A 23,974-nucleotide genomic window follows, 5' to 3' on the forward strand; every position below is an offset into this window, starting at 1 on the left:
GCTACTATGAGAATAATGAACCGGATCATATGGAGGGCGGTTTCGATCATTGTCGGGGTCGCCATGATTTTTCCCATTTACATGCTGTTTATCGGATCTTTTCGTTCAGAGACTCATATTTTCGACATTCAACTATGGCCGACTGAAATTGAGTTTTCCAATTTTGTAGAGGCTGTCACCTCGTCGCATTTGCTTAGGTCGATTATGAACTCCGTTATTGTGTCTACTACCGTGACTGCGATTGCCATGCTGTTCCATGCGATGTCCGGCTATGCGCTTGCTCGCTTTCAATTTCCAGGGAAAAATGTCATCTTTGCATGGATGCTCAGCACATTAATGATCCCATTCGCTGTGATCATGCTGCCACTCTATTTAATTACAAAAAATTTAGGCATGACCAACTCTTTTGCCGGTTTGATCATACCTGCCATTTTTAACGCTTATGGAATTTTTCTGTTCCGCCAGTTTTATCGGGAATTTCCAAAAGAGCTCGAAGAGGCAGCCTATATAGAAGGGCTTTCTCAAGCAGGGACGTTTTTCCGAATCGCATTGCCGCTTTCCATGCCGATTATTGCTCCATTAACCATTGGATTTTTCTTAGCCAATTGGAATTCCTATATCTGGCCTCTCATCATTACGCAAAAAGAGACGATGTGGGTCATTCAGGTACAACTGGCTAACTTGGTTGGCGGGGGTTATGTGACTCCGTGGAATATTGTGCTTGCAGCGGCCGTAATAGCCGCATTGCCTACTTTCTTATTGTTCTTCTTTATGCAGAGATATTTGGTAGAAGGAATCAAAATGACCGGCATTAAATGATGCCGGTTCAATAACAACAAGGAGCTGATTCCATTATGTTAGGATCATCGTTAAGAGATTTGTACCGCACTCGCCAAGGTAAACGCAAAAGGGCTTCCAGCTATGATACAACAGGAGGAAACCGTGACTATAGCAAGCTGTACCCAGGAGAAAAAATCAAAATATTTGATATTGACGGCTCCGGCTGTATTACGCATATTTGGATGACAATGGCTCCGCTTGACGACGCTGCAATCGAAACATACCTGCACCGAAAAGTCGTACTCAAGATGTATTGGGATGGGGAAGAGAATCCGAGTGTACAGGCTCCGATTGGCGACTTCTTCGGTATGGGACACGGCATTACGAAAAACTTCAGCTCTGCGCCCCTTGCGATGAGTCCGGAAGATGGAAGAGCGCTGAATTGCTTCTTCCCGATGCCGTTTGGCCGCAATGCCAGAATTGAGGTCGAATCCGATGCCGATCAACCGATCAAATTTTACTACTATATCGATTACGAACAATATGCATTCCCGATCGATAGCGAGCTTAGGTTTCATGCCATTTGGCGCCGCGAACTTACGGATGGTATCGAGGATACCATTTCCAATGCGCTTTTTGAATTCGGAGGAAAAAATATAACGGGCGACGGCAACTATGTGATGTTGGATGCAGTTGGAAAGGGCCATTATGTCGGCTGCAACCTGAACATTCATAACCTGCGTATGACGCGGGAATGGAACTGGTATGGAGAAGGGGACGATATGATCTTCATTGATGGCGAACCATGGCCGCCTTCACTCCATGGAACGGGGATGGAAGATTATTTCAATACGGCTTGGTGTCCTCAGCAGGAACAATGTACGCCAAATCATGGTCTTATCCTAGGCGGAGGTCCGAACTGGTCAGGCAAAATCTCAGCGTATCGGTTCCACATTGAAGATCCTGTGATGTTCGACACGTCCATTAAAGTGACAATTGAACATGGACATAATAACCATCGCAGTGACGATTATTCCAGTACCGCATATTGGTATCAGACGGAGCCTCATAAAGATCATCCCATTATTTTGCCTGTAGCCAAAAGATTGCCACTTGCTGATATTTTAACCTTCAATCAGAATGACTTGAAAACATGTTTTGATTATTGATTATAATCCAATTGAATAACCGCTGCTCTCATTATTGAAGGCTGCGGTTATTCGCATTTACGGTATGTAAACGATAACATACTAGATAATACTAATCGCTTATTTCCAGGGAAATATCGCTGGAGAGGGGAAGATTGGCGATCTTTTTGTTGTACGCGCACTAGCCATCTTCATTTATTGACGAAACGAAATTCTCCAGATAGTATTAATGTGGTAACGTTAACATGGAGAATCGACTCGATGACTCCGATGTAAAGGATGGATCCTCTTGGTCAAAATGACAATCAAGGATATAGCTAAAGAAGCAGGGGTGTCCACAGCAACGATTTCGCGTGTTATGAACAATTCCGGTTATGTGAGTGAGGAAATCAAGCAGCAGGTGTTGGAAGTCATTCGCAAATTTAACTACCAACCAAATGCGATAGCTAGAAGTTTAAAACAAGAAAAGTCACGCAGTGTGGGAATTGTTCTGCCTGATATGACGAATCCTTATTTTATGAAAATTGCTCGTTCGATTCAGCATCGCTGTTTCCAACAAGGCTATCATCTGCTTTTTATCGACACCGAAGAGAATCCTGAGAAAGAAAGGGAAGCTCTCGAATTTTTGACGGAAAAAAGAGTTGAGGCTCTCATTCTTGCCGGTACCGGTGAGAACAAGGATCAAATTCAAGCAATCAGTGATTCAGGCATACATGTCATTTTGGCTGACCGTCGTTTTTCCAACCTAAAACTGGATACAGTAACAGAAGACAATATTTACGCCTCTAAGTCTGCAATTGAGTATTTACTGGAGAAAAAGCATACGCGAATAGGTATTATTAATGGTCCCAAGACGATTAGTACCGCAAGGGAAAGAAGGCAAGGCGCGATTATTGGGCTGGAGGAAGCGGGGATAACGCCATCGAATGAATTCATGTTTGAAGGTGATTACACCAGAGAATCGGGCATTGAAGGTATTCGCTACTTCAGCCAATTACCTGATCGCCCGACCGCTATTTTTTCAGCAAATAACGAAATGACTTTCGGTCTTTATTTGGGTTTACAAGAATTAAGAATACCGCTGGATAGCATCGAAGTGGTTTCATTCGGCAATCTTGAATTTTCTTCTTTGTTTCACCATAAACTATCTGTCATTATGCAAAATCCTCAGGAGCTTGGGGAAACGATTGGTGATTTGTTAATTAAGCGGTTAAACGGTGATGCCGATTCTGTACAAAATATAATCTTAATGCCACACCTTGTTCCATCGAAGTAATAGTTATGAATAACATACTATAACACCATTAGATTTGAATGAAGCAAAAAGGCTGCCTATTTGATAGGCAGCCTTTTTGCTCACAACTCTAAAAAGTGACGGGCAGGTCGGCTAACCCCTGTGAGCTCAGCGTAAACTGCCAGTTGACACTGTCCCTAGAAATGCGCAACCGAAGGTTGGGCATACGCCTTAGTAGGGTGGTAAAAGCAATATCTGCCTCCACGCGGGCAAGCGGTGCCCCCAAGCACATATGGATACCTTGTCCAAAGGCGAGATGACGATTGATTTTGCGTGTAATATCCAGCTCCTCTGGCTGCGTATACTGCAGCTCATCCCGATTCACTGACTTCGTTAAGACAATAACCATGTCCCCCTTCTTGATCTGCTGCCCGGCGAGCTCGGTATCTTCAGTAGCATAACGCGGTCCCAGGATTGTGGAGGGCCCATTGAAGCGCAGCAGTTCTTCGACGGCCGAAGGAACTAGACTGAGGTCGGCCTTAAGCTTCTCCAGCTGCTCGGGATGATCCAGCAACACTAAGGAGCCGTTGGCGATCAGGTTTGAGGTTGTCTCATGGCCGGCAAAGATCAATAGCGTGATCATCGAATTCAGTTCCGCTTCGCTGAGTCGATCCCCCTCCTCTTCGATGGCGATCAACTGGCTAATCAAATCATCGGCAGGATGCCGGCGCTTGTCGGCCACTAAGTGGGCGGTGTATTCGCCGAAGGTTCGTATGTGCTCCGCGACACCCGGATCCAGCTTTCCCAGGCCCAGACCGTGCGCGATCACATTAGACCAGACATGGACCTGTGCCCGGTCTTCTTGAGGCACCCCGAGCATATCAGAAATGACGTTGATCGGTAAGGGAGCGGCATAATCCTTAACGAGATCCATCTCGCCTTGTGCTTGCACTCGGTCGAGTAATTCGTCGGCAATCTTCTGCACGCGAGGGCGTAAGCTTTCCATATATCTTGGTGTGAACACTTTAGACACCAGCCCGCGCAACCGGCGATGATCGGGCTCATCTACAGTGAGCATGGAATAACCGGTAAAGAAGGTAGGTGGAGCGGATGGATCAGCGTTGCCAGTTAAGGATTGCCTAATGTCGTTGTTGCCATCGATAGAGCTAGCGTCTACAGTAAAGCGGGCATGATTTTTAAGTACCTGCATTGCCTCTTCCATACGTGTGACCATCCAGGCTTGTCGATCCGTTCCACCCATCGGAAACGAGATAGGAACAACAGATCCCATTGCCCTCATTTGTGCAAATATCGGAAATGTGTTTTCACCGCTGGCTCCACTAAATATGTTGAAAGCTGCTTTTCCTGTTACGTTTTGATCAGAAATGTTCATGACGATCTTCCTTTCTCAAAGTGCCTTTTATTTTAGTTGAAGTCCTTCAAAATGACATGGTCTGGCTGCGGAGATCAAGTAACATACTTCTCTAGACTTAATTTACAAAGTGTTAGATAATTAACACTGTATAAATTAGATTATATACGGAGAGCTGTTTCTTGCAAGCTACGATTATGTGCCAAAGTGTAAAGTAATAATCTTATGATTACATTTATGTTGCTTAAGCTTTATTTAAAAGACAAGAATGCTGAAAATGTAAATTAAAAATGGAACAATAAATGACTAAGGTCCTTAGGATCCTAGTCATTTTTTTTTATTAACACTATGAAGAGGAGCCGCTAAAGTATGGCTACTTCGTGCCGCAGACTGGAAACGGCAGGCGGCCACTCATCATCTGGTTGCACGGAGCTGGAGAGGGCGGACAGGATCCGACCATTGTACGGGCAACAAGGCGGTGAACTTGGCCAGCGATGCAATCCAAGCCAAATTTGGCGGTGCTTACATATTGGTACCGCAGACACCGATCTTCTGGATGAACGACGGCAGCGGACAGTACGGCAAGACAGGTAAGTCCAAGTATGGGGAGGCCTTGAAGGCTCTGATTGATGAGTTCATTCTCAGGAACGATGCGGCAATCGACATTCACCGAATCTATATCGGCGGCTGCTCCAATGGGGGATTTATGACCATGAGTATGGTGCTGGACTATCCGGATTTATTCGCTGCGGCATATCCGGTTTGCGAAGCGCTGTTCAATGACGTCATCAGTGATGCGGATATCGAGGCGATTAAGCACGTGCCGATTTGGTTTACCCATTCCAAGGATGATTTGATTGTGAAACCGGAGGAAACTGTAATACCGACTTATAAGCGCTTGATTAAGGCCGGTGCGAAGAATGTGTATTTCTCGTTCATTAAAAACGTAGATTGATAGGGGAATTTTCATATTATGCAAGGATAAGAAGACGACAAACATGCTGTTACCCGAATATAAACAAGGGAGAGTATGTTTTTTTTGATTTTAGAACTACCGTATAAGCAACACACCTGAATGAAGATGAGGCTTTTGGCAAATAATGGAGTTAACGTGTTTGGAGGGAACAATGATGAAATGGTTTAGGAAATATATGAAAGCAAGACAAGGAACGAGACATGATATCGACAAAGGCATAATAAAACGTTCTATACATTCCGTCCTGGCAAGTAATGTTGATGAAATCCGCTCAGCTTTTACTGAGACCCCTGATCTTGCAATAAGGCAGCTTGAAGTTAAACAGTTAAAGTGTCAAGCTGTACTCGTTTTTCTTGAAGGACTCGTAGATAAAAACTCCATAAACAATAATGTAATTGACCCGCTGAAGCATAAGGAGGGAAGTGGCAATACCCTTTTCGATCTGTCTGTCACGATAGGACAAATGAAACAGACAAATGAGTGGAGAGAAGTAGAAAGTGCTATTTTACATGGCAAAAGCGTTCTGTTCGTCGATGGCAGCAGCTCCGCCCTCGTCATAGATAGCCAAGGATGGCCGCAAAGGGCCATTGAAGACCCGCAACTTGAGACCTCTATGAGAGGGGCGCACCAAGGATTGGTGGAAACCGGCAGCCAAAGTATTGCCATGATTCGCCGTTATATTCCTAATAAGGAGTTGAAGATCAGGCAGCTCATGGTAGGCAGCAGAGCAGAGTGCACGCTTTCTATTTTATTTTTAGCTGATGTTGCTCACCCTGAGCTCTTGAAAGAATTGGAAGATCGCATCGTTAAATTGGATATCGACGCCATCATCAACACCGGGGAATTGGCTGAATTAATAGAGGATAATCCGTACTCCCCGTTCCCTCAATTCATTTTAACGGAACGTCCGGATGCTGTCGCTTCGCAGATTCTGCAAGGGAGACTCGCCGTTGTCGTCGATCGTTCTCCAAGTGTGTTAATCGCGCCTGCGGGGTTTACGAGTTTTTTCCAAAGCGTTGATGATTACAGCATGCGCTGGAGTGTTGCTTCTATTATACGTATGTTGAGATTTGTGGGGTTCTTCATGGCCATATGTTTACCGGCTGGGTACATCTCGTTGATTTCATTTAATTACGAAATGATTCCATTGAAGTTGTTGTTGAATATTGGAGAATATAGAGCGCAAGTTCCATTTCCGTCTATTCTTGAAGCTCTGCTTATGGAGATTATGCTGGAAATGATCAGAGAAGCAGGAATACGTCTCCCGGCGCCTGTAGGACAATCGATCGGAGTCGTGGGAGCGATCGTCGTCGGCCAGGCCGCCGTACAGGCAGGGATCGTAAGCAATTTGATGATTATCGTCGTTGCATCGACCGCCATAGCCTCTTTCATTATTCCAAACTATGATATGTCCGCGGCGATCCGTTTGCTTCGCTTTCCGATGATGATCATTACCTCTCTCTTTGGGATCGTCGGCCTGGTGATCGGACTCATGACATTGGTGCTGCATCTCATCTCGCTCGAATCGCTCGGGACACCCTATGGAACCCCATTCGCGCCGATCCGTTTGGCAGATTGGAAAGATACATTCATTCGAATGCCTCTCTGGAAAATGGATAAGCGTCCTTTGAGTACAAGGCCAGTTCAATTACAAAGACAGGGCTCGAATCGCCCCGAGGGTGACGATACATGAAGAAATACGCGTGTAACGAAGTCACGTTCATGCAGTACATTTTTCTCATTCACGGTACGCAAGTAGGAGCGGGGATCGCTAATCTTCCTCGCTTATTGGCTGAAAAGGCAGGGACTGACGGGTGGATTTCGATAATCATAAATTGGGCTATCTCGGTTGTTGCCAGTTTACTTATCATTCAAATCATGAAGAGGTGTCCAAACGGATCGTTGCTCGAATTGTTTCAACAGTATTTTGGCCGCCCGGCGGCAAGAGTTTTGGCTGTCATCGTTGCCGCAGGCTTCGGTTTTACAGCAATCACGATCATGGTTCGGACGATGCTTGTAATCAAATCTTGGATTTTACCGCTAACCCCCGATTACATTGTATTGACGTTATTTGCAATCCCGACATATCTCGCGGTTCGTGGCGGAGTCCGCATATTGGGGCGCTACGCGGAACTTGTGTTTTTCCTGTTGATCGGAATGTTATTGTTTTATTTGTTGGCTTTGAGCGAAAACCATTACTTCCTTCATCTGCTTCCCTTATTCAAAAAAGGCTGGGAGCCGGTACTGTCGGCATCCTCATCTACGATATCCTCGTTCATGGGGTTTGAAACTGCTTTCATGCTATATCCTTATTTACAAAAGAAACAAGCGGCGTCTAGTGGTATTGTGATCGCCAACACACTAACGATGATTGTTTTTTTGTACATTACCTTGACCTGTTTTGTTTTTTTTAGTCCTGACGAAATTACACAGTATAACGAGCCTACGGTGAACCTCTTAAAGGTGTTGGAGTTTCGATTTGCAGCTCGGTTGGAGATATTGTTTCTAGCTTTTTACCTATTTATCATTTCTACGACTTGGATGCCTTATTTGTTCTGGTCTCTTTTTTGCATGAGTTGGCTTTTAGGCAAGAAGGACTACAGCAGAGCTTTGCTTGTGTTATTGTTGCTTTTTATCGCCTACACTTTTTTCTATATCCCTACTTTTAACCAGGTTGAACATTGGCTGAAGCTTATTGGGCAATTCGGCAGGGTGTTTGGGTTCCTATTTCCACTCTGTTTATGGATATACGTATGTATTCGGGATCGTCTGAAAATGAGGTGAACTGCATGAAACGATGCCTGTCGATGCTTTTATTACTCATTCTGGCTGTTGTCCTTTCGGGTTGTTACGACCGAATCGAAATAGAGGATGTCACTTTCGCTTTATCGTTAGGAATTGATCTGGATCAAAATAACAATCTTATTATTTATGAAACTAGTCCTGTATTTAGTAAAGAAGCAAAGAAGAAAAAAGATGAGTTCCATACAAAAGCAAATTCGATTCGACAGGCCAGAGGAAAATTGGATGCCGGAACTTTGGGATCCGTACTTGGCGGAAAAATCCAAGAAATTCTTGTTAGCAGACGTGTGCTTCAGCATAAAGACTGGTTTACTTTATTGGACCTTTTTTATCGCGACCCGAAACTGACAGTTAATGCCAGCGTCGTGGAGGTAGACGGACCCTTGGAAGACCTCTTTAAATCTAATCCTTCCGATAAACCGAGGCTTTCCCTGGCATTAACACAAATGATCGATACAGGCGATAAAAGATCAGAAACCGTAAAAACGACACTGCAAGATCTTCATCGGCAAATGCTGGACAAAGGTATTACTCCTGCTATCACCGAACTTCAGACTGGACCGGGATCTGAGTTGATGATTCATGGTACGGCTCTTTTGGATGAAGAAGGGAAGTATGTGACTTCATTAAAGCTTCAGGAAAACATACTGCTTCGAATATTGCAGAACCAAACAAAAAACGGTGATCTATCCTTGACTGTCCCTATTCCCGGCGAAAGGAAAAGCGATTTATTCAGTCAAGGCCAATATTTAAGCTTTCGCGCTAATGACACAAAAACCGGCATAAAGTCATCATACCGCCAGGGAAAATTCCATTTCGATATTCATGTCAAGATGAATATGGTCTTGTTAGAGCGGCTATTTCCGTACGACATGAGAAAAGAACCAGAAAATTTGGAACGAATGGTAGAAAAACAGGTGAATATCGAGCTGGAAAACTTGCTCAAGAAATTTCAAAAGCATAAAATCGATCCCATCGGACTGGGATTATATGCACGAGCTTTTCAATACAGCTCTTATGAGAAGGTACAGGATCATTGGGGTGAAGCGTTAGCGAATGCAGACATAAACGTATCCACTAAAATCACTTTGAAAAGCATGGGGGCTATAAAGTGAGGATTTTTGGGGCATTTGAGGACAATCTCACGATGCAGAGCGGACGGTTGAGCTTGTGGCTTATGGAGTACTTATTTCGGAAAAAGTATAACGATAAAATTAAGTTAATGGGGCGACGAATGTGTACATTCGACTTGCCCCTTTTTGATGCCCTTTAGTTTTATAAGCTGGCGAAGGGAAACATGATCATTCGTTAAAGCCGACAAGTCACGTTTTTTTGAAATTTTTCCATGGAGAGCTTCATGTGGAGATAGGAAAAGTGATCTCTACGATTGTACCCTTGTTGATTTCACTTGTGATGTTGATACTGCCTTGATGATCTATAATTATTTTGTTACTAACTAGTAAACCTAATCCTGTTCCCTTCTCTTTTGTAGTGTAAAAAGGTTCCCCAAGTCTGGGCAGCAGCTCCTGCGAAATGCCGCAGCCGTTATCAGTAAAACGAATAAGGACGAGGTTGTCACTTAGAAGTTTTGTTTGAATACTGATTTCGCCTTTTGATGTGATGGCATCTAGGGAATTCTTCATGATGTTGATAAATACTTGTTTTAATTGATTTTGATCACAGTTGATCGAAACAGATGTGTTTACAAGTTCTGTCATAATTTCGACATTTCTTAAATTAGCTTCGGATTCAAGCAACTTTACAACGTTTTCTATGATAGTGTGCAAAAGAACCGGTTTCACATGGAGATTTTGCGGCTTCGCCAAGACAAGCAGTTCACTCACGATAAAGTTGATTCGATCTAGTTCAGACAACATAATGTCAGTAAAAGCAGAATTCTCTGAAAGTGAGGGTTGTAAATATTGAATAAAGCCCTTTAGTGAGGTAAGTGGATTTCTTATTTCGTGGGCAATACTTGCAGCCAATTCTCCCATGACTGACAGCTTTTCTGTTCTCAGGAGAAGTTCTTCGTTTTGTTTCCTCTCCGTAATATCACGTGTAACGTTGAAAAAGTATTGAAATTCGCCATCAGTGCTGAAGAAAGGCATTCCTCTTGATTCCAAATGGATCCAGTTCCCATTCTCAAGTCTGTATCGATATACACAAAGAACGGGAGTTTTCGTTTGAAGCATGTATGAAAACCGTTCGCAGACGATAGAAGCATCGTCAAGATGGATATTTTCAAAGTAAATTGTATCGGTGCCTAACTTTTTTACATGTGAAGGAGAACTGTACGTTACATTACCATACTTATCAATCACAGAAATGAAGTCTGCTGTATTTTCAGCAATGAACCTGTATTGTTCCTCACTCTTCCGTAAAGCTTCTTCTGATCGTTTTCGTTCTGAGATATTTCGTGAAACTACCAGATAGCTCTCTATCTCAGTGTTCACAGATAAAATAGGCACATAATGCGACTCCAAATACACCCACGATCCATTTTTATGTTTTAATCTGAACTCGATTTGAACATTTTTTTTATGCGTAAAGATTGATTGATGTAGATCTACTATTGTTTTTACATCATCAGGGTGAATACAATCAAAAGTTCCCGCCTGAAGATATTCATACGGGGTGTATCCCAAATGAAGCTCTACAGAAGGAGATACAAATATTTTTTTCATGTTCAAATCATAGGTACTTATAATGTCGTTTGTATTTTCCACTAGTATTCGGTAGTTAGCCTCACTTTCCAGCAATGCTTCTTCAGCCTTTTTGCGGTCTGAAATATCTCTGGCGATAACTGAAGTGCCAATGATATTACCTGCTGAATCTCTTATAGGGGAAGCTGTTAGGCATACATGAACAATCGTACCATCTTTTCGTTTACGTACGGTCTCATATCCCGAAATTTTCTTTCCAGAGAATTTAATCTGATGAAATATTTCTTTCGTCTCGTTTATGTAATTTTCAGGTACCAAGCAGTAGGGGTCATTTGTCAGATCTTGATATGTCCAGCCGTAAGTTTTTTCAAAGGCACTATTGACGAGAAGTATATTTCCCTGCATGTCTCTATTAGAAATAGCGTCAGTCGTGGATTCGAAAAGAGACTGAAGCAGTTCATCCATGCAGATATTTTGTTTGCTTAGATTTGTTTGAAGAGTGTCTTTATCCATGGGTTATACCTGCCTTAAATACAGATTACGATTAGTATATATCTAATGTCTGTTCCAGGTACAGCCTGGGTTAGACATTTGTTTGTTTTGGGTGATTAGAAAGTAGTAAAACTGCACATTCAGGTAAATATTATGCACCCTCCCAAAGTGCTCTACTGTTTATACTATGACTAGATGTCCGTATTGTGGGAGGGGGATTCAAATGATGGAACGAAACACATAAAAAGTACAGTCTTGTTTACCGTTGAAATCCGTACAGGAAATAGGTAAATGGATTGAGACTATCTTCTATTCAATTGAATTGGATCGATATTCTAAACCACGGAGGGAATTTGTATGAAAATTGGAAAACATATAATGCTAATCTTTTTATCGATATTGCTAGTGGCCTCGACATTTCCCGTGGTTGCTGAAGTTTCAGCAGCAGGGCAAAGGGAGCCTGTTAACGTCTCCGGAGATTTCACGAACATTGATTTTAATGTAAGCGCTACCACTGTTACGAATGGAACATATACGCTGGATACGAAATTATTGGGAACGGTTGCAACGACAACGGGCAGCAATTTGGCGGGGCTAGTCGATGCCGGAAACGGTTCCAAGGCATTTTCTATGGAAGCGGATACAGTCGGTATCGGTTCGTATAAAGCCGGCATTAATAAAACGGATCGATTCGGCATTGAAACCCGAGTGAAATTCAATAATACAGATTCGCGCAGAAGCATCTTTGAGATGAAGAGCATAACCCCGCCGTCAGGAACTGCTGCATGGCCGACGTTGCTTGTTTTTGATGAGTATGGAAATATCAAAGATTCGAAAAATAATGTGCTCGGCACCTATGCGGCGGATCAATGGTACGACATCGTTGTAGATCTGGACTCGCCCAACCATCGGTACAGCGTCTGGATCAACGGAGCGCTAAAGGTAGACAATCTCGATTTGGGCAATTGGGTCGGCGTGTACCAAAGCAAACTTATCCAAGGTAATAATGCAAGCAAAACCCCTAGCCGGATGATGATCGCCACCGTGAAAGCGGGTTCGATCAGCGACCCGGTGCCTCTGTCAGGGCTCTCTATTCAGCCGTTGAGCGGGGACTTCTTCATCAATCAATCCACTCCGTTGACACTGGTTAAAACACCGTCAAATACGACAGAACAGAGCTTTAACTGGGTTTCCAGCAACGTGAATATTGTGAAAGTGGACAACCAAGGCGTAATCACTGGCATGGCTTCAGGAACGGCGACGATAACGGTTTCGTCCGTGCTAAATCCTTCCATTACCGCTTCCATCGACATTACGGTGAAAGCGCCGCTTTCACCTGTTCTCATCAACCCATCAATCGTGAACATTGATTTTAACCAGTATAATCTCCAGGTAGCCAACACGGGTGTAATAACGTTAGATTCGTCATTTCTTGGGACGATTACGCCAACAAAAGACGCGAGCGGTGCTCCGCAGAATAGCGCAGGGCTTGTGAGCGACGGTACTAGCGACGTGTTCTATTTAGAAGCGGTTACAAGCGGTATCGGATCGTATAAAGCCGGCATTAATAACACGAATAGAATAGCTCTCCAAACCCGGCTTAAATTCAACAATACGGATTCAACAAGATCGATCTTCGAGATGAAGAGCACGAGCACGACTCCGCCGACAGGCTCGCCTGCTTGGTCCAGCTTGCTCTCGTTTGATAATGCTGGGAAGATCAAGGACTTCAAAGGGAATGTGTTAGGTAATTATGCAGTAAACCAATGGTATGACATCGTCATTGATCTCGATACTCCAAACCATCGATATCGTGTTTGGATCGATGGCGTTCTGAGAGTCAACAATCTGGATTTGGGCAATTGGATTGGCATCTATCAAAATAAAATTACTCAAAATACAAATGCAAGTAAAACGCCAAGCCGCACCTTGATTGCCAATTTGAAAGTCGGCGATATTGTTCCGCCGCTTCAAGATCTTATTGTTCCCGATATGACTATGGATAAAGGAAAAGCAGCTATTTTAACCTACCAGACGGTTCCGAATCCGGCCTATGTAGAAAAGATCACCTGGACATCCTCCAATCCCGGAGTCGCAAAAGTAATAGGAAACGGATTGCTGGCACTCAATACAGGAACGGCAACCATTACCGCGACCGAATCTTACAGCGGGATTAGCAAGTCTTTTCAGGTTACTGTCCAAGAACCTGTTCACCAATGGAACGCGCATTCCATTAGCGCCGATGATCTGAAATCCGTTCTATGGGTAGGCTATAGACCCGAAGTCGATTACAGCTTCGACCAAATCATGACCACATGGCCAGAACTTCAAACGTATCTGAACATGGATGAGAGTACGTTTATCCAGACCGTATCCCAGGATTCGGCAAAACTAATTTTTCCAAATACGCGATCCAAGTTTGAAAAGTACGCCAGACTTTACGCTCAGCTTTACAAACTGACGAACGATCCGAAATACGCAAGAAGATCCGCCCTCATTCTCTATTATCAGGCGCTGGATTATCCTCGCATTGTGTTGAACCACAACTACAGCGACTTTTATTCGGGGAATAACGTATTCCCCCAGGATACCGTCTATGCCTACGGCGCGTTATTTGATTCCGATATATGGGGCCAGCTTGACCCTTCGCTTTCCGCCGCGGAGGTAAAGCAAACGATTCAAGAGTTTTGGATTAGGCCCGGTGCCTACGAGACTTACAGAGAAATGAACAGCATGCGACTCGACAATATAACGCCTTATGGTACACGATCCGGTGCTGTCACGGCTCTGCTTCTTAATGATCCGGATATGATTCATCAGGCCGTAAATTTCCTTGATCGGCTTTGGGACGGCAGCAGTCATCTTTCGGACGGTATGTGGTATGAAGAAACCTCCCATTATGGAGACCAGGTAGCCAATAATACGGTGACCACCATCAATGTGATCAAGGACTGGACCGATCCCGCTGACTATCAGGACACCGCATTCGGAATTCACCTGAATCAATCCGATTTAACTCCAAGGTGGCCATTGTTGCAGCAATCGCTTGGCTTTGCCACAAACCAACTGATTTATCCGGATGGCACTGCAGTGCCGATAAACGATTCCGACCCTAAGCTGGGGAGCCCTCAGCCGCTGCCTCTGGTCAGCAAGGGATTGAAAAACATTGAGTTGCCGGGCTTGGGATATTACGGATTATTCCAGGGCGACACGACAGAGGCAACCCGCGCCGGATTACTGTTCCAGCATACGAACCGGGGCTTTGCCGGCGGCCATACACATACTAACTGGTTATCCCTTGACCTGTGGGGTGGGGGAGTTGAGCTATTGCCTTATACAGGCTACGTACACACCGGCGGGTATCCAGACGGCAGCGGCGCCAACCTGCGCTTCCCATCGTTCAGGCCGCACTGGATGAGCATGCCGTGGGTATGGAGACAAGACGGAGCGAATGAGGTAGCGAGCGATGATTGGACTGAGCCCGCACTATTGGCATACGACTCTGGAGATGCGAACGGCAAGAAGGTGCAGCTGGTGGAAGGATCCGACCCGGGAGTAGCAGGCAAAGGCGCGACAATGAACCGCAGAATGATGATGATGGTCAATCTGGACGGCAACCGCAATTATACGTTTGACTTGACCCGCATGCAGGGCGGTCAGGCGCATGAAATTTACCAACGGGGATCAGAGCTGGAAGACATGAATGTCCAGATGAATGGTATCCAATTGACAGATACGGGAAAACCGGATTTGAAGACCTATTTGACTAGCATCAATAGCACACAAGGCTTGTCTGTCGACAGAGATCTTCTGAAGAACCCACAGGCAGGGGTAGGAATTAATAACAGCTTCGACTTTACATGGACGGGGCAACAAACGAGAGCGGCCGTGCACACCTTCATGAATGGGGTAAACGGTTCGGACGTATTTTTGACGAAGATGCCAACGGCTAGAAGAATTAATACGAAAGCGGATGAAGCGAATTATTTGACGCCTAATCTTATCAGAAGACACATTGTGTCCGACACCAACCAAATTACGCAATTCGGCGCCGTTCATGAAGCGATCGGCAATGGCGAAATGGACCTGGTGGGTAGTGTCGATTGGGTGACACCAGACGATAAGGACCCGATGACAAGCATTGCCGTCGTGCATAGCGGCAAGTACAACGACATTATTTATGCTAGCAACGATACCAAAGAGCGCAGCTATAACGGCATCACCTTTGCCGGAAGTGCTGCCTTGGCCCGAATCGATGCAACGACAGGCAAGCTTCTGTTTACTTATGTGAACGGACAGGGGAAAGTAGCGGAGCAGGCGCATATTTTAATCGGCAATGACACGCAGCAGTTGGATATTATTGCTGCAACGACATCATCCCTCAATACGGCTTTAGATCCGGACGGTAGGAAAAATACAATTACCGTTAAAGGCAAATTCTCGAATCCAGAGGCATTAAAAGGTCAAAGAATCCTGACAAGATTCGGCGACGGTTCGGGATACGGACTGAAGGTAGAAGACGTCACCGAACTTGCGGATTCCACTGTGCTTACAGTAGAAACCTTCAATCCTTTCCGAGTGACCGATCAAGGTGTTGAGACGATATTCTTCCCAGTGGTGTCAATTCCAGGTAAGGCTTATGTCGTGTTTAATCTTCCGAAATTTAAAAATGTGGATTCGACTGCGCCAACCATAATGGTATCAGGCTCTAATTCTTTAACAGCTTACTTGGGTTCGACTTACACAGACGCTGGGGCGACAGCTACTGACAATGTAGATGGCGATGTAACGAGCTCGATTGTAACAACCGGAACAGTTGATACATCCAAAGAGGGTATTTATTCAATTACGTACGGTGTCCAAGATCATGCTGGAAACACAGCAATCGCTACGAGAACTGTTCAAGTAATAAACGTCTATAAGTTTAGTGGAATTTTACAACCGATAAACTTGGATGGTTCAAGTGTTTTCAAACAAGGAAGCACAGTCCCAGTGAAATTCCAGCTAACGGACGCTTTAAATCAATACGTATCCAATTTAAGTGCATCAATAAAAGTCACATACTTGTCAGGGATGATATTCCTTCTCCGCACCGTTTTGCAGAGGATGTGCCNGCACAGTCCCAGTGAAATTCCAGCTAACGGACGCTTTAAATCAATACGTATCCAATTTAAGTGCATCAATAAAAGTCACATACTTGTCAGCTGATGTAAATGGAACAGATATTGAAGATGTGATTTCGACTGACGCTTCCACAGGGACGCTTTTCCGTTATGATAATACAGCTAATCAATATATCTTTAATTTGAACACCAAAAATCTGGAAGCTGGGAAATATCAAGTTGAAGTTGTATTGCCTTCAACCTATACACTTGTTTCAACAACTCCTCTTAAAATTACATTCGGTTTGAGATCTAAAATAGGATGATTGCGGGTGGCGGGCGATGGAGTTTGTGTGCATGATTCGCAAACTCCAGCCCGTTTTTCATTTTTATAAATGCCGATAACATATTGGATGTCAGAGTCATTTCAATTTATAATGAAGCAATAAGATTTTCTGCGTTTAGCTCACTGATTCCCACGATTTCAGCCTTTGACATTTGAGGGAATGGTGCCTGATCTTCATGGATTCATTCTAATAGATCGAGGTGTATCTAATGCTCAAAGCCATTATCGTCGATGATGAAAAGCTCGTTCGAAAAGGAATCATTTCTATTTTTCCATGGGATAAATATGGGATTGAAGTTGTTGGAGAAGCGGGGAACGGCGAACTTGCTCTTGAAATTCTGCAGGAACATGCAGTAGATCTTATTTTTGTTGATTTGACAATGCCTATTATGGGTGGTCTTGAATTGATGAAAATAATTGGAGAGCGCTTTCCCTACACTTGGATGGTTGTGCTTACCTGCCATCAGGACTTTACCTATATTCAGGAAGCTCTGCGACTTGGTGCGATTGATTATATCATTAAGACACAGCTTGACCAAGAAATGATAGAGCATGCTCTTGAACGGATCACCAGCCGAATCATCAAGGAAAAGCAGAATCGAATTCCCGCTGAGAGCTGCGCAAGTAATGAATATGAGATTTGCGGTCACGTGCTCGTTGGCGAGGACAAATCCGAACAGTTCCCTTTAGAATTTATAGAACCTGAATTGGTAATCAAAATAGACAATGGTGTGTGGTTCATCACTTCCATGAAACATAGCGATGCATACGTTCAAGCCCAATCCTGTATATCCTGGCAAACGAATTCGATCTGGCTGGATGTAGAGGGAAGGAATCCGCAATCGACTCCGTTTTTCTATGATCGACTTCGAGTCATAGTGCCATTCATTCAATTTTATCATTTCGAGCCCGGCCAAAAGATGGGAAAGCTTTCTTTGAAGACGATATCTGAGTTTCGGTTGAATTCTGATGAAGAGTGGCGTTTGGTGGAGGATCAGTGGCTCGATATGCGCTGGATCTATGACGATGAACATTTTGCCGTATTACTCAAAAAAATGGTACATGCAATGCCCGAGCCGAATAAAGTACACAACTTGATGAATGAATTAATGACGCCTTGGCTTGAAATTGTACAAAACGAACCAGACAGAAAGCGCTTACAAAACAATGATCAATTTCTGCTTTGGACATTTTTGGTAGATTGGTTTAAGGAGACTCGAACAGCCATTCGGAATGAAATGAAGCAACATTCATATGGGGCGGAAATCGTCGTAAATCTGGTGAAAGCGATTAGACATATCCAACAAACAACCGATTACTCTTTTAGCCGGGATGAATTGGCAGCCAAGTATTTAATGAGCGGGGGCTATTTCAGCCAAATCTTTAAAGAAACGGTGAGGAAGCCCTATGGCGAATATTTAAAAGAAATACGGCTGCGCAAGGCTGTCGATTATTTAAACGAAACGAATCTCCCTATTTATCAAATCGCCGAACAAACCGGTTTTCAGGATGAAAAATATTTCAGCAAACTATTTCGCGATCACTATGGGATCAATCCGAACGATTATCGCAAACAACGAATCTCAAATAGCGGGGAAAAAGAATGAAGCGATTTAACCTTCTTACACCTACTTTAAAATCACGAATGATCATCATCTTATTGTTAAGTACATTGATCCCCTTATTCCTATTAGGTGCAGTTTCCGTAGTCTCTTTTAAAAATAGTACCAGCAAAAAAATTGAATCGGGTTTGTTCAATACATTGAAGCTGACCAGCTCTAGCCTTCAAAGCACGCTCAACAATATGGATTACGCTTCATTACAGCTTACGAATGAGGGCAGCGTGGGGCAAAAGTTGCTAAGTTATATGTCGATGGACAGCAGTTATCAAAAATTAGAGCTTAGTCAGGCCATACAAAGTAATCTCAACCTGGTAAACTTTACGAACCCTGATCTGGGTATCATTTTGTACCGCTTGTCAAAAGAGAACGAAATTCCGTTTCAAAATTTGGTGATTCGCCCTGATGCAGATTTCTCAAATCTCCCCTTGCTTGCGAAGTGGAAAGGCGGCGTTTTTTCAGGTCCGCATCGCACACTATATCGATATGGGGATAACCAGGTTTTTTCGTTGCTAAGGCCGGTTTATAATCCGAACAACTTGGATGAAACGAATCAGGCTTACATTTATATCGAGACAAATCTTAAATTGTTCGAAAATATGTTGAACAAGCAGCAGTATGGAATGCCCGCATCCAATGTGCTGATCAATGATGAAGGTATCATTGTTTATAGCGATGCAGCGGAATCCTTTAAGCCGGGCATGCGGTTTGAAGTGGAACCATCACCAGTCTCGTTTAAGACAGTCAAAGCTAATACATATATTTTCGGACAGCGGAATGAACAAGGCTGGACTCTGCTCGCGGTCATCAATAAAAAGGATTATGAGAATGAGTTCTATTCATGGCTTGTGAGATTCACTTTAATCGTGTGCACAAGCTTGCTCATCAGCTTGATGTTTGCTTACATATTATGGGGAATGGTGTATCGTCCATTAAAGAGTGTGGGCAAGCAAATCGAGCTGCTAGCGGATGACCGCTTCGATTCAACTGTTGCTTATACGAACATAGCTGAATTTGATGCGCTGACGCGTAAATCATTTCAAATGAGAAATCGAATTCAAGAATTGATTACCGATGTTGAACAGCGTGAAACGAATAAGCGGAAGCTTGAAGTTGAAAAGCTGCTCTACCAGATTAATCCCCATTTCATTCACAATACACTAAATACGATTCAATGGCTGGCCAAAATGAACGGACAATCCGAAATCGACCGGCTTGTTTCCGTTTTCACACTTGTACTTAACTACAACCTTGGGAAAAAGGGGGAAATCGTGCCGCTCAAAGTTGAACTTGAAGCCTTACAAGACTATGTAACCTTACAGAGGATTCGTTATGATTATGATTTTCAAGTATTGTCCGAGATTGATGAAGGCTTGCAGGGCATCGAAATTCCACGATTTATCCTTCAACCCATTGTGGAGAATGCGATTTATCATGGTCTTCATGATGAAACCGGTAAGATCACAGTCAGCATCCGAAGGAGCGACAAGCATACCATGCAAGTTGAAGTTAAGGATAATGGGAGAGGAATGACCACGGAAGAAATTTCAAGAGTGATGATGGAAGAGAAAAATCCATTAAAGGAATCAGGATTAGGTATCGGTCTCGACTATGTCAAACGAATGATGCAAACGTATTACGGTGATCATAGCAGTTTTACTATTGAAAGCTTGAAAGGACATGGTACCGTTGTAACATTAACCATTCCACTACGAAAGCCGAAGTATGAAAATGGTCAGAACGAGTAGGAAAACGGTCGAAACGATTCCATTGTTTTATTAAAAAGACGAATTTCCACCTGAAAACACCACAATTCTCTCTCGGATCATTTCAGCTTACTGCTACTCTTAAGATGTAGTTCAGATTCATTCAGAGGGGGCAAAAGGAAGATGTCAAAAAAATGGTCCATGTTAGCCCTGGCTTCGCTAATGATAGTTGTTAGCGCTTGCAGCCAGACAAAGAATGAGGTTGCGCCTTCTAGTTCGGCAGCGCCTGGCAGCAATGCTTCAACCACGCCTAGTGCAGCTTCAAAAGGTCCATATGTCAAGTACGATCAGCCTGTTACCCTCAATATCGCTAAAGCATACAACACCAAAGATTTAAAGCTTCCAAATGGCGATACAGTAGGAAACAATGAGTATCTTCGTTACGTGGAGAAAAAGCTTAATGTAAAGGTTAACTTAACTTGGCAAGTAGAGACCCCGGATGCTTATGCTCAAAAGATTGGCGTGTCGATCGCAGGCAATGATTTACCAGACGCATTTATTGTAAACGAGCAGCAATTGAAGCAGCTTGCAGCAGCCAACCTCATTGAAGATCTTACAAAAGTGTATAATGACAATGCGAATGATTATATCAAAGGGCTATATAAATCCTATGATAACCGCGTTCTGGGACGGGCGACGTTTAATGGAAAGCTGATGGCGCTTCCGAATACGAATATTGGTCAGCAATTTAACATTACATGGATTCGTCAGGATTGGTTAGACAAGTTTGGATTGAAAGCGCCTCAATCGCTCGACGATCTGGAAAACATCGCGAAAACATTTGTTGATAAGAATGCTAGCGGAAAAGGGACGATTGGCTTTACAGGTATGCCGACGCTTGCAGGCTGGAATGCTAACAACGGCTTCGACCCGATTTTCGGTGCGATGAATGCCTACAAGGGCCAATGGCTTAAAGATGCTTCTGGCAAGGTCGTCTACAGCTCGACATTGCCTGAGATGAAGACAGCATTAGGTAAGCTGCATGATCTTTATGCTAAGGGTATTATTGACAAAGAATTTGCGCTCCGTAAAGATCCTAACGAAGTAATTGCCAACAACCAGGTAGGCATTGTTTTTGGTCCATGGTGGATTTCGTATTGGCCGCTGCCAGATTCCGTCAAGAATGATCCCGCGGCGGAATGGAAGCCGTTCCTTGCGCCACTTGATACGAAAGGTAAATTTAATACCGCAGATCAAGACCCGACAAGCAGTTTTCTTGTCGTTCGTAAAGGGTATGCGAATCCGGAGGCGGTTGTCAGAGCCCTGAATGTGGAATATGACGGCATTAGACAGTTTGATCTGGGAGCGAAAGATATTTACAAGGATGTGCCAGGAGTTGGCGCGATGTGGGGGCTGTGGCCGTTTTCACTGCAAGTGGGTCCGGAAGACACGGTGTACCAAACTTCAGCGGAGCTTAAAAAGGCCGTTGATGCAAAAAATCCGGCTTCTTTAAATGCGGAACTAAAATCTTATTATGATCATGTAATGCAAAATAAGGACAACCCGAAAAAAGATATAAACGCCTGGAGCGATGCAATGGCTAGAATGGATGGTTCTCAATTGATGGGGTCCGATAAAATCAGCATGGTCAGAAATGTATTTTTCGGAAAAACGAAATCCATGGATCAGAAGTTGGCTACTTTACAAAAACTTGAAAATGAAACCTTCCTGAAGATTATTATGGGAGAAGCACCGCTGGATAGCTTTGATTCTTTCGTCTCTCAATGGAATAGCCTTGGCGGTAAGGATATCACTAACGAAGTTACACAAGAAATGAACCACTAAAACATGAAGGTCAGGGGAGCGCCAGCCTTTCGCATGGCGCTTCTCCTTTATTCAGAATCGATTGGAGGTTTGGGTATGAGGTCGAGCAAATGGCTCATCACCTATCATTTAATGCTGCTACCGGGAATGGTCTTCCTCATCCTGTTCAGCCTGATCCCAATGTTTGGGGCCGTCATTGCGTTCCAAAATTTTATACCAGGCATTCCGATATTCAAGCAAGAGTGGATCGGTCTCGATAATTTCAAGTTCATGCTTCAGATCCCGGACAGCCGAATTGTATTTCTAAACACCATTATTATAGCTTCCATGAAAATAATAGCAGGGCTCATTGTGCCCGTTACCTTCGCGCTGATCTTAAATGAGGTTCGAACTCGATGGTTTAAGCGATGGGTGCAAACGGTGGTGTATTTGCCGCATTTTATATCTTGGGTAATTTTGTCGGGGATTTTGACCACCATGCTTTCCTTAGACGGGATTATTAACCGAATTTTTGGCCTATTTGGTATTGATCCTATTCTTTTTTTGGCGAATAATAGTTGGTTTCGCTATATTATCGTCGGAAGTGACGTTTGGAAGGAATTTGGCTTCAGCGCTATTGTGTATTTAGCGGCACTGGCCGGAATTAACCCCGCCTTGTATGAAGCGGCGGAAATAGATGGTGCCGGCAGGTTAAGCAAGCTGAGACATATAACGCTTCCCGGTATTATGTCAACGATCATTTTGTTATCTACGCTAAGCTTAGGAAATATCTTAAATGCTGGCTTCGACCAAGTGTTTAACTTATATAACCCGCTAGTTTACAGTTCCGGTGACATTATCGATACCTACGTTTACCGGGTGGGGCTCGTCAATTTTCAGTATGGCTTGGCGACTTCCGTCGGCTTACTGAAATCAGTCGTTGCTATCTTGTTGATCGCATTATCCTATAAGCTGGCGAGCAAATTTGCTAATTATCGAATCTTTTAGGGGGGAGGAAATTTTTATGGTTCAGTCTAGAACGTGGCTTAGCCGAAGCGCTGATTTTGGTAATTATTTGATATTGATTCTCATATTTTGCATGTCATTATTTCCACTATGGTATACGCTGGCTCTCTCCTTTAGCGATAAATCCGCGGCGAATGCAGGAATCGTGACCGTATGGCCGGTTGGATTCAATTGGTCCTCTTATCAGATCATCTTGCAAGATCATAAATTTTTTCAAGCTTTTCTTGTGTCAGTGAAGCGAGTTGCGATCGGCGGAGCGATCAACTTTATATTAACGGTCCTGATGGCATATCCATTGTCAAAAGAATCGAACAGGTTTCCTGGGCGAAACATGTATATGTGGTTCTTGGTGTTTTGTATGCTTTTTTCAGGCGGGCTCATCCCTCTTTATATAACCGTAGCTGAGCTGCATCTGCTGAATTCCATTTGGGCGCTAGTATTACCTGGGGCCGTACCGATATTTAACGTCATTCTGATTATGAATTTTTTCAGAAATTTACCTAAGGAGCTTTCGGAGGCGGCGGTTGTAGATGGAGCAGGACCCATTAATACGCTCTTACGAATTTTTATTCCGATATCGCTTCCTGCATTGGCAACAGTGACACTTTTTAGTATTGTCGGGCATTGGAACTCCTTTTTTGACGGATTAATTTTTATGAATAAGCCGGAAAACTATCCGCTTCAGACGTATATTCAACAGCTGGTGGTACGGATCGATCCGCAATTACTAAGCTCTTTAACCACCGAAGAATTAATAAAACTATTTAAAGCTTCGGATAAAACGCTTAATTCCGCCAAGCTTATTGTGACGATGCTCCCATTATTGGTGATCTATCCATTTTTGCAAAGATATTTTATTCACGGAATCGTGCTCGGATCTGTGAAAGAATGAAGGAAGGTCGAAT

Annotated in this window: 16 protein-coding genes; 14 read left to right on the forward strand and 2 right to left on the reverse strand. The window is 43.7% G+C overall.

The features are described from left to right. Positions 1-6 precede the first annotated feature (6 nt). The 3 genes from ASG93_RS01630 (at position 7) to ASG93_RS01640 (ending at position 3,204) form a co-directional block, all read left to right on the forward strand. Positions 7-819, forward strand: a complete 813-nt coding sequence (locus ASG93_RS01630) for a carbohydrate ABC transporter permease (RefSeq protein WP_056828167.1) — start codon at positions 7-9, stop codon at positions 817-819. Between the two features lie 35 nt (positions 820-854). After that, positions 855-1,949 carry a glycoside hydrolase family 172 protein gene (locus ASG93_RS01635; RefSeq protein ID WP_056828169.1) on the forward strand — a complete coding sequence of 365 codons (1,095 nt, stop codon included), beginning with the start codon at positions 855-857 and terminating at the stop codon, positions 1,947-1,949. A gap of 277 nt (positions 1,950-2,226) precedes the next feature. Further along, positions 2,227-3,204, forward strand: coding sequence for a LacI family DNA-binding transcriptional regulator (locus ASG93_RS01640; RefSeq protein WP_235550725.1), 978 nt, complete (start codon positions 2,227-2,229; stop codon positions 3,202-3,204). A gap of 88 nt (positions 3,205-3,292) precedes the next feature. Here ASG93_RS01640 and ASG93_RS01645 read toward each other — a convergent pair whose 3' ends face one another. After that, positions 3,293-4,555 carry a cytochrome P450 family protein gene (locus tag ASG93_RS01645; protein ID WP_056828173.1) on the reverse strand — a complete coding sequence of 421 codons (1,263 nt, stop codon included), beginning with the start codon at positions 4,553-4,555 and terminating at the stop codon, positions 3,293-3,295. Positions 4,556-5,018: 463 nt separating this feature from the next. On the opposite strand from ASG93_RS01645, the gene ASG93_RS01650 reads away from it, so the two are divergent. The 4 genes from ASG93_RS01650 to ASG93_RS01665 all read left to right on the forward strand — a co-directional run bounded on the left by ASG93_RS01650 (position 5,019) and on the right by ASG93_RS01665 (position 9,427). After that, positions 5,019-5,489: a prolyl oligopeptidase family serine peptidase gene (locus ASG93_RS01650; RefSeq protein WP_235550695.1), complete on the forward strand. Its 471-nt coding sequence runs from the start codon at positions 5,019-5,021 to the stop codon at positions 5,487-5,489. A gap of 175 nt (positions 5,490-5,664) precedes the next feature. Then, on the forward strand, positions 5,665-7,203 hold the full coding sequence (locus ASG93_RS01655) for a spore germination protein (protein ID WP_082614639.1): 1,539 nt from the start codon (positions 5,665-5,667) through the stop codon (positions 7,201-7,203). Further along, a complete protein-coding gene (locus tag ASG93_RS01660; protein WP_056828175.1) occupies positions 7,200-8,294 on the forward strand; it encodes a GerAB/ArcD/ProY family transporter in 1,095 nt (364 codons plus the stop codon). Before ASG93_RS01655 ends, ASG93_RS01660 begins: the two co-directional genes overlap by 4 nt. 5 nt (positions 8,295-8,299) lie before the next feature. Beyond that, positions 8,300-9,427 carry a Ger(x)C family spore germination protein gene (locus ASG93_RS01665; RefSeq protein WP_056828176.1) on the forward strand — a complete coding sequence of 376 codons (1,128 nt, stop codon included), beginning with the start codon at positions 8,300-8,302 and terminating at the stop codon, positions 9,425-9,427. 240 nt (positions 9,428-9,667) lie between these two features. Here ASG93_RS01665 and ASG93_RS01670 read toward each other — a convergent pair whose 3' ends face one another. Then, complete coding sequence (locus ASG93_RS01670; protein ID WP_056828178.1) at positions 9,668-11,488, reverse strand: PAS domain-containing sensor histidine kinase; 1,821 nt, start codon at positions 11,486-11,488, stop codon at positions 9,668-9,670. A 1,011-nt stretch (positions 11,489-12,499) separates the two neighbouring features. Here ASG93_RS01670 and ASG93_RS37015 point away from each other — a divergent pair. From ASG93_RS37015 to ASG93_RS01705, 7 genes are all read left to right on the forward strand, one after another. Further along, positions 12,500-16,580, forward strand: a 4,081-nt coding sequence (locus ASG93_RS37015) for an immunoglobulin-like domain-containing protein (protein ID WP_414858838.1), incomplete at its 3' end; no start/stop codon positions are given. A gap of 12 nt (positions 16,581-16,592) precedes the next feature. Beyond that, the gene (locus ASG93_RS37020; RefSeq protein WP_200984428.1) at positions 16,593-16,895 is read left to right on the forward strand and encodes a hypothetical protein; all 303 of its coding nucleotides are present in this window, start codon (positions 16,593-16,595) and stop codon (positions 16,893-16,895) included. Between the two features lie 229 nt (positions 16,896-17,124). Beyond that, entirely contained in the window at positions 17,125-18,522 is a 1,398-nt protein-coding gene (locus ASG93_RS01685) for a response regulator (protein ID WP_056828183.1), read from the forward strand. Further along, the gene (locus ASG93_RS01690) at positions 18,519-20,282 is read left to right on the forward strand and encodes a sensor histidine kinase (protein ID WP_056828185.1); all 1,764 of its coding nucleotides are present in this window, start codon (positions 18,519-18,521) and stop codon (positions 20,280-20,282) included. Before ASG93_RS01685 ends, ASG93_RS01690 begins: the two co-directional genes overlap by 4 nt. A gap of 141 nt (positions 20,283-20,423) precedes the next feature. After that, positions 20,424-22,085 (forward strand): hypothetical protein, encoded by a 1,662-nt coding sequence (locus ASG93_RS01695; protein WP_056828187.1) that lies wholly within the window; start codon positions 20,424-20,426, stop codon positions 22,083-22,085. 75 nt (positions 22,086-22,160) lie between these two features. Then, positions 22,161-23,051: an ABC transporter permease gene (locus tag ASG93_RS01700; RefSeq protein WP_056828190.1), complete on the forward strand. Its 891-nt coding sequence runs from the start codon at positions 22,161-22,163 to the stop codon at positions 23,049-23,051. Between the two features lie 16 nt (positions 23,052-23,067). After that, positions 23,068-23,961 (forward strand): carbohydrate ABC transporter permease, encoded by an 894-nt coding sequence (locus tag ASG93_RS01705; RefSeq protein WP_056828193.1) that lies wholly within the window; start codon positions 23,068-23,070, stop codon positions 23,959-23,961. Positions 23,962-23,974 lie beyond the last annotated feature (13 nt).

It is taken from the genome of Paenibacillus sp. Soil787 (assembly GCF_001429545.1).
GTDB lineage: Bacteria > Bacillota > Bacilli > Paenibacillales > NBRC-103111 > Paenibacillus_E.

Coding starts and splice junctions, on each gene's coding strand:
- ASG93_RS01665 (WP_056828176.1), top strand. CDS start 8,300: ATGAAACGATGCCTGTCGATGCTTTTATTACTCATTCTGGCTGTTGTC.
- ASG93_RS01640 (WP_235550725.1), top strand. CDS start 2,227: ATGACAATCAAGGATATAGCTAAAGAAGCAGGGGTGTCCACAGCAACG.
- ASG93_RS01630 (WP_056828167.1), top strand. CDS start 7: ATGAGAATAATGAACCGGATCATATGGAGGGCGGTTTCGATCATTGTC.
- ASG93_RS01685 (WP_056828183.1), top strand. CDS start 17,125: ATGCTCAAAGCCATTATCGTCGATGATGAAAAGCTCGTTCGAAAAGGA.
- ASG93_RS01645 (WP_056828173.1), bottom strand. CDS start 4,555: ATGAACATTTCTGATCAAAACGTAACAGGAAAAGCAGCTTTCAACATA.
- ASG93_RS01700 (WP_056828190.1), top strand. CDS start 22,161: ATGAGGTCGAGCAAATGGCTCATCACCTATCATTTAATGCTGCTACCG.
- ASG93_RS01635 (WP_056828169.1), top strand. CDS start 855: ATGTTAGGATCATCGTTAAGAGATTTGTACCGCACTCGCCAAGGTAAA.
- ASG93_RS01670 (WP_056828178.1), bottom strand. CDS start 11,488: ATGGATAAAGACACTCTTCAAACAAATCTAAGCAAACAAAATATCTGC.
- ASG93_RS01695 (WP_056828187.1), top strand. CDS start 20,424: ATGTCAAAAAAATGGTCCATGTTAGCCCTGGCTTCGCTAATGATAGTT.
- ASG93_RS01690 (WP_056828185.1), top strand. CDS start 18,519: ATGAAGCGATTTAACCTTCTTACACCTACTTTAAAATCACGAATGATC.
- ASG93_RS01660 (WP_056828175.1), top strand. CDS start 7,200: ATGAAGAAATACGCGTGTAACGAAGTCACGTTCATGCAGTACATTTTT.
- ASG93_RS01655 (WP_082614639.1), top strand. CDS start 5,665: ATGAAATGGTTTAGGAAATATATGAAAGCAAGACAAGGAACGAGACAT.
- ASG93_RS01705 (WP_056828193.1), top strand. CDS start 23,068: ATGGTTCAGTCTAGAACGTGGCTTAGCCGAAGCGCTGATTTTGGTAAT.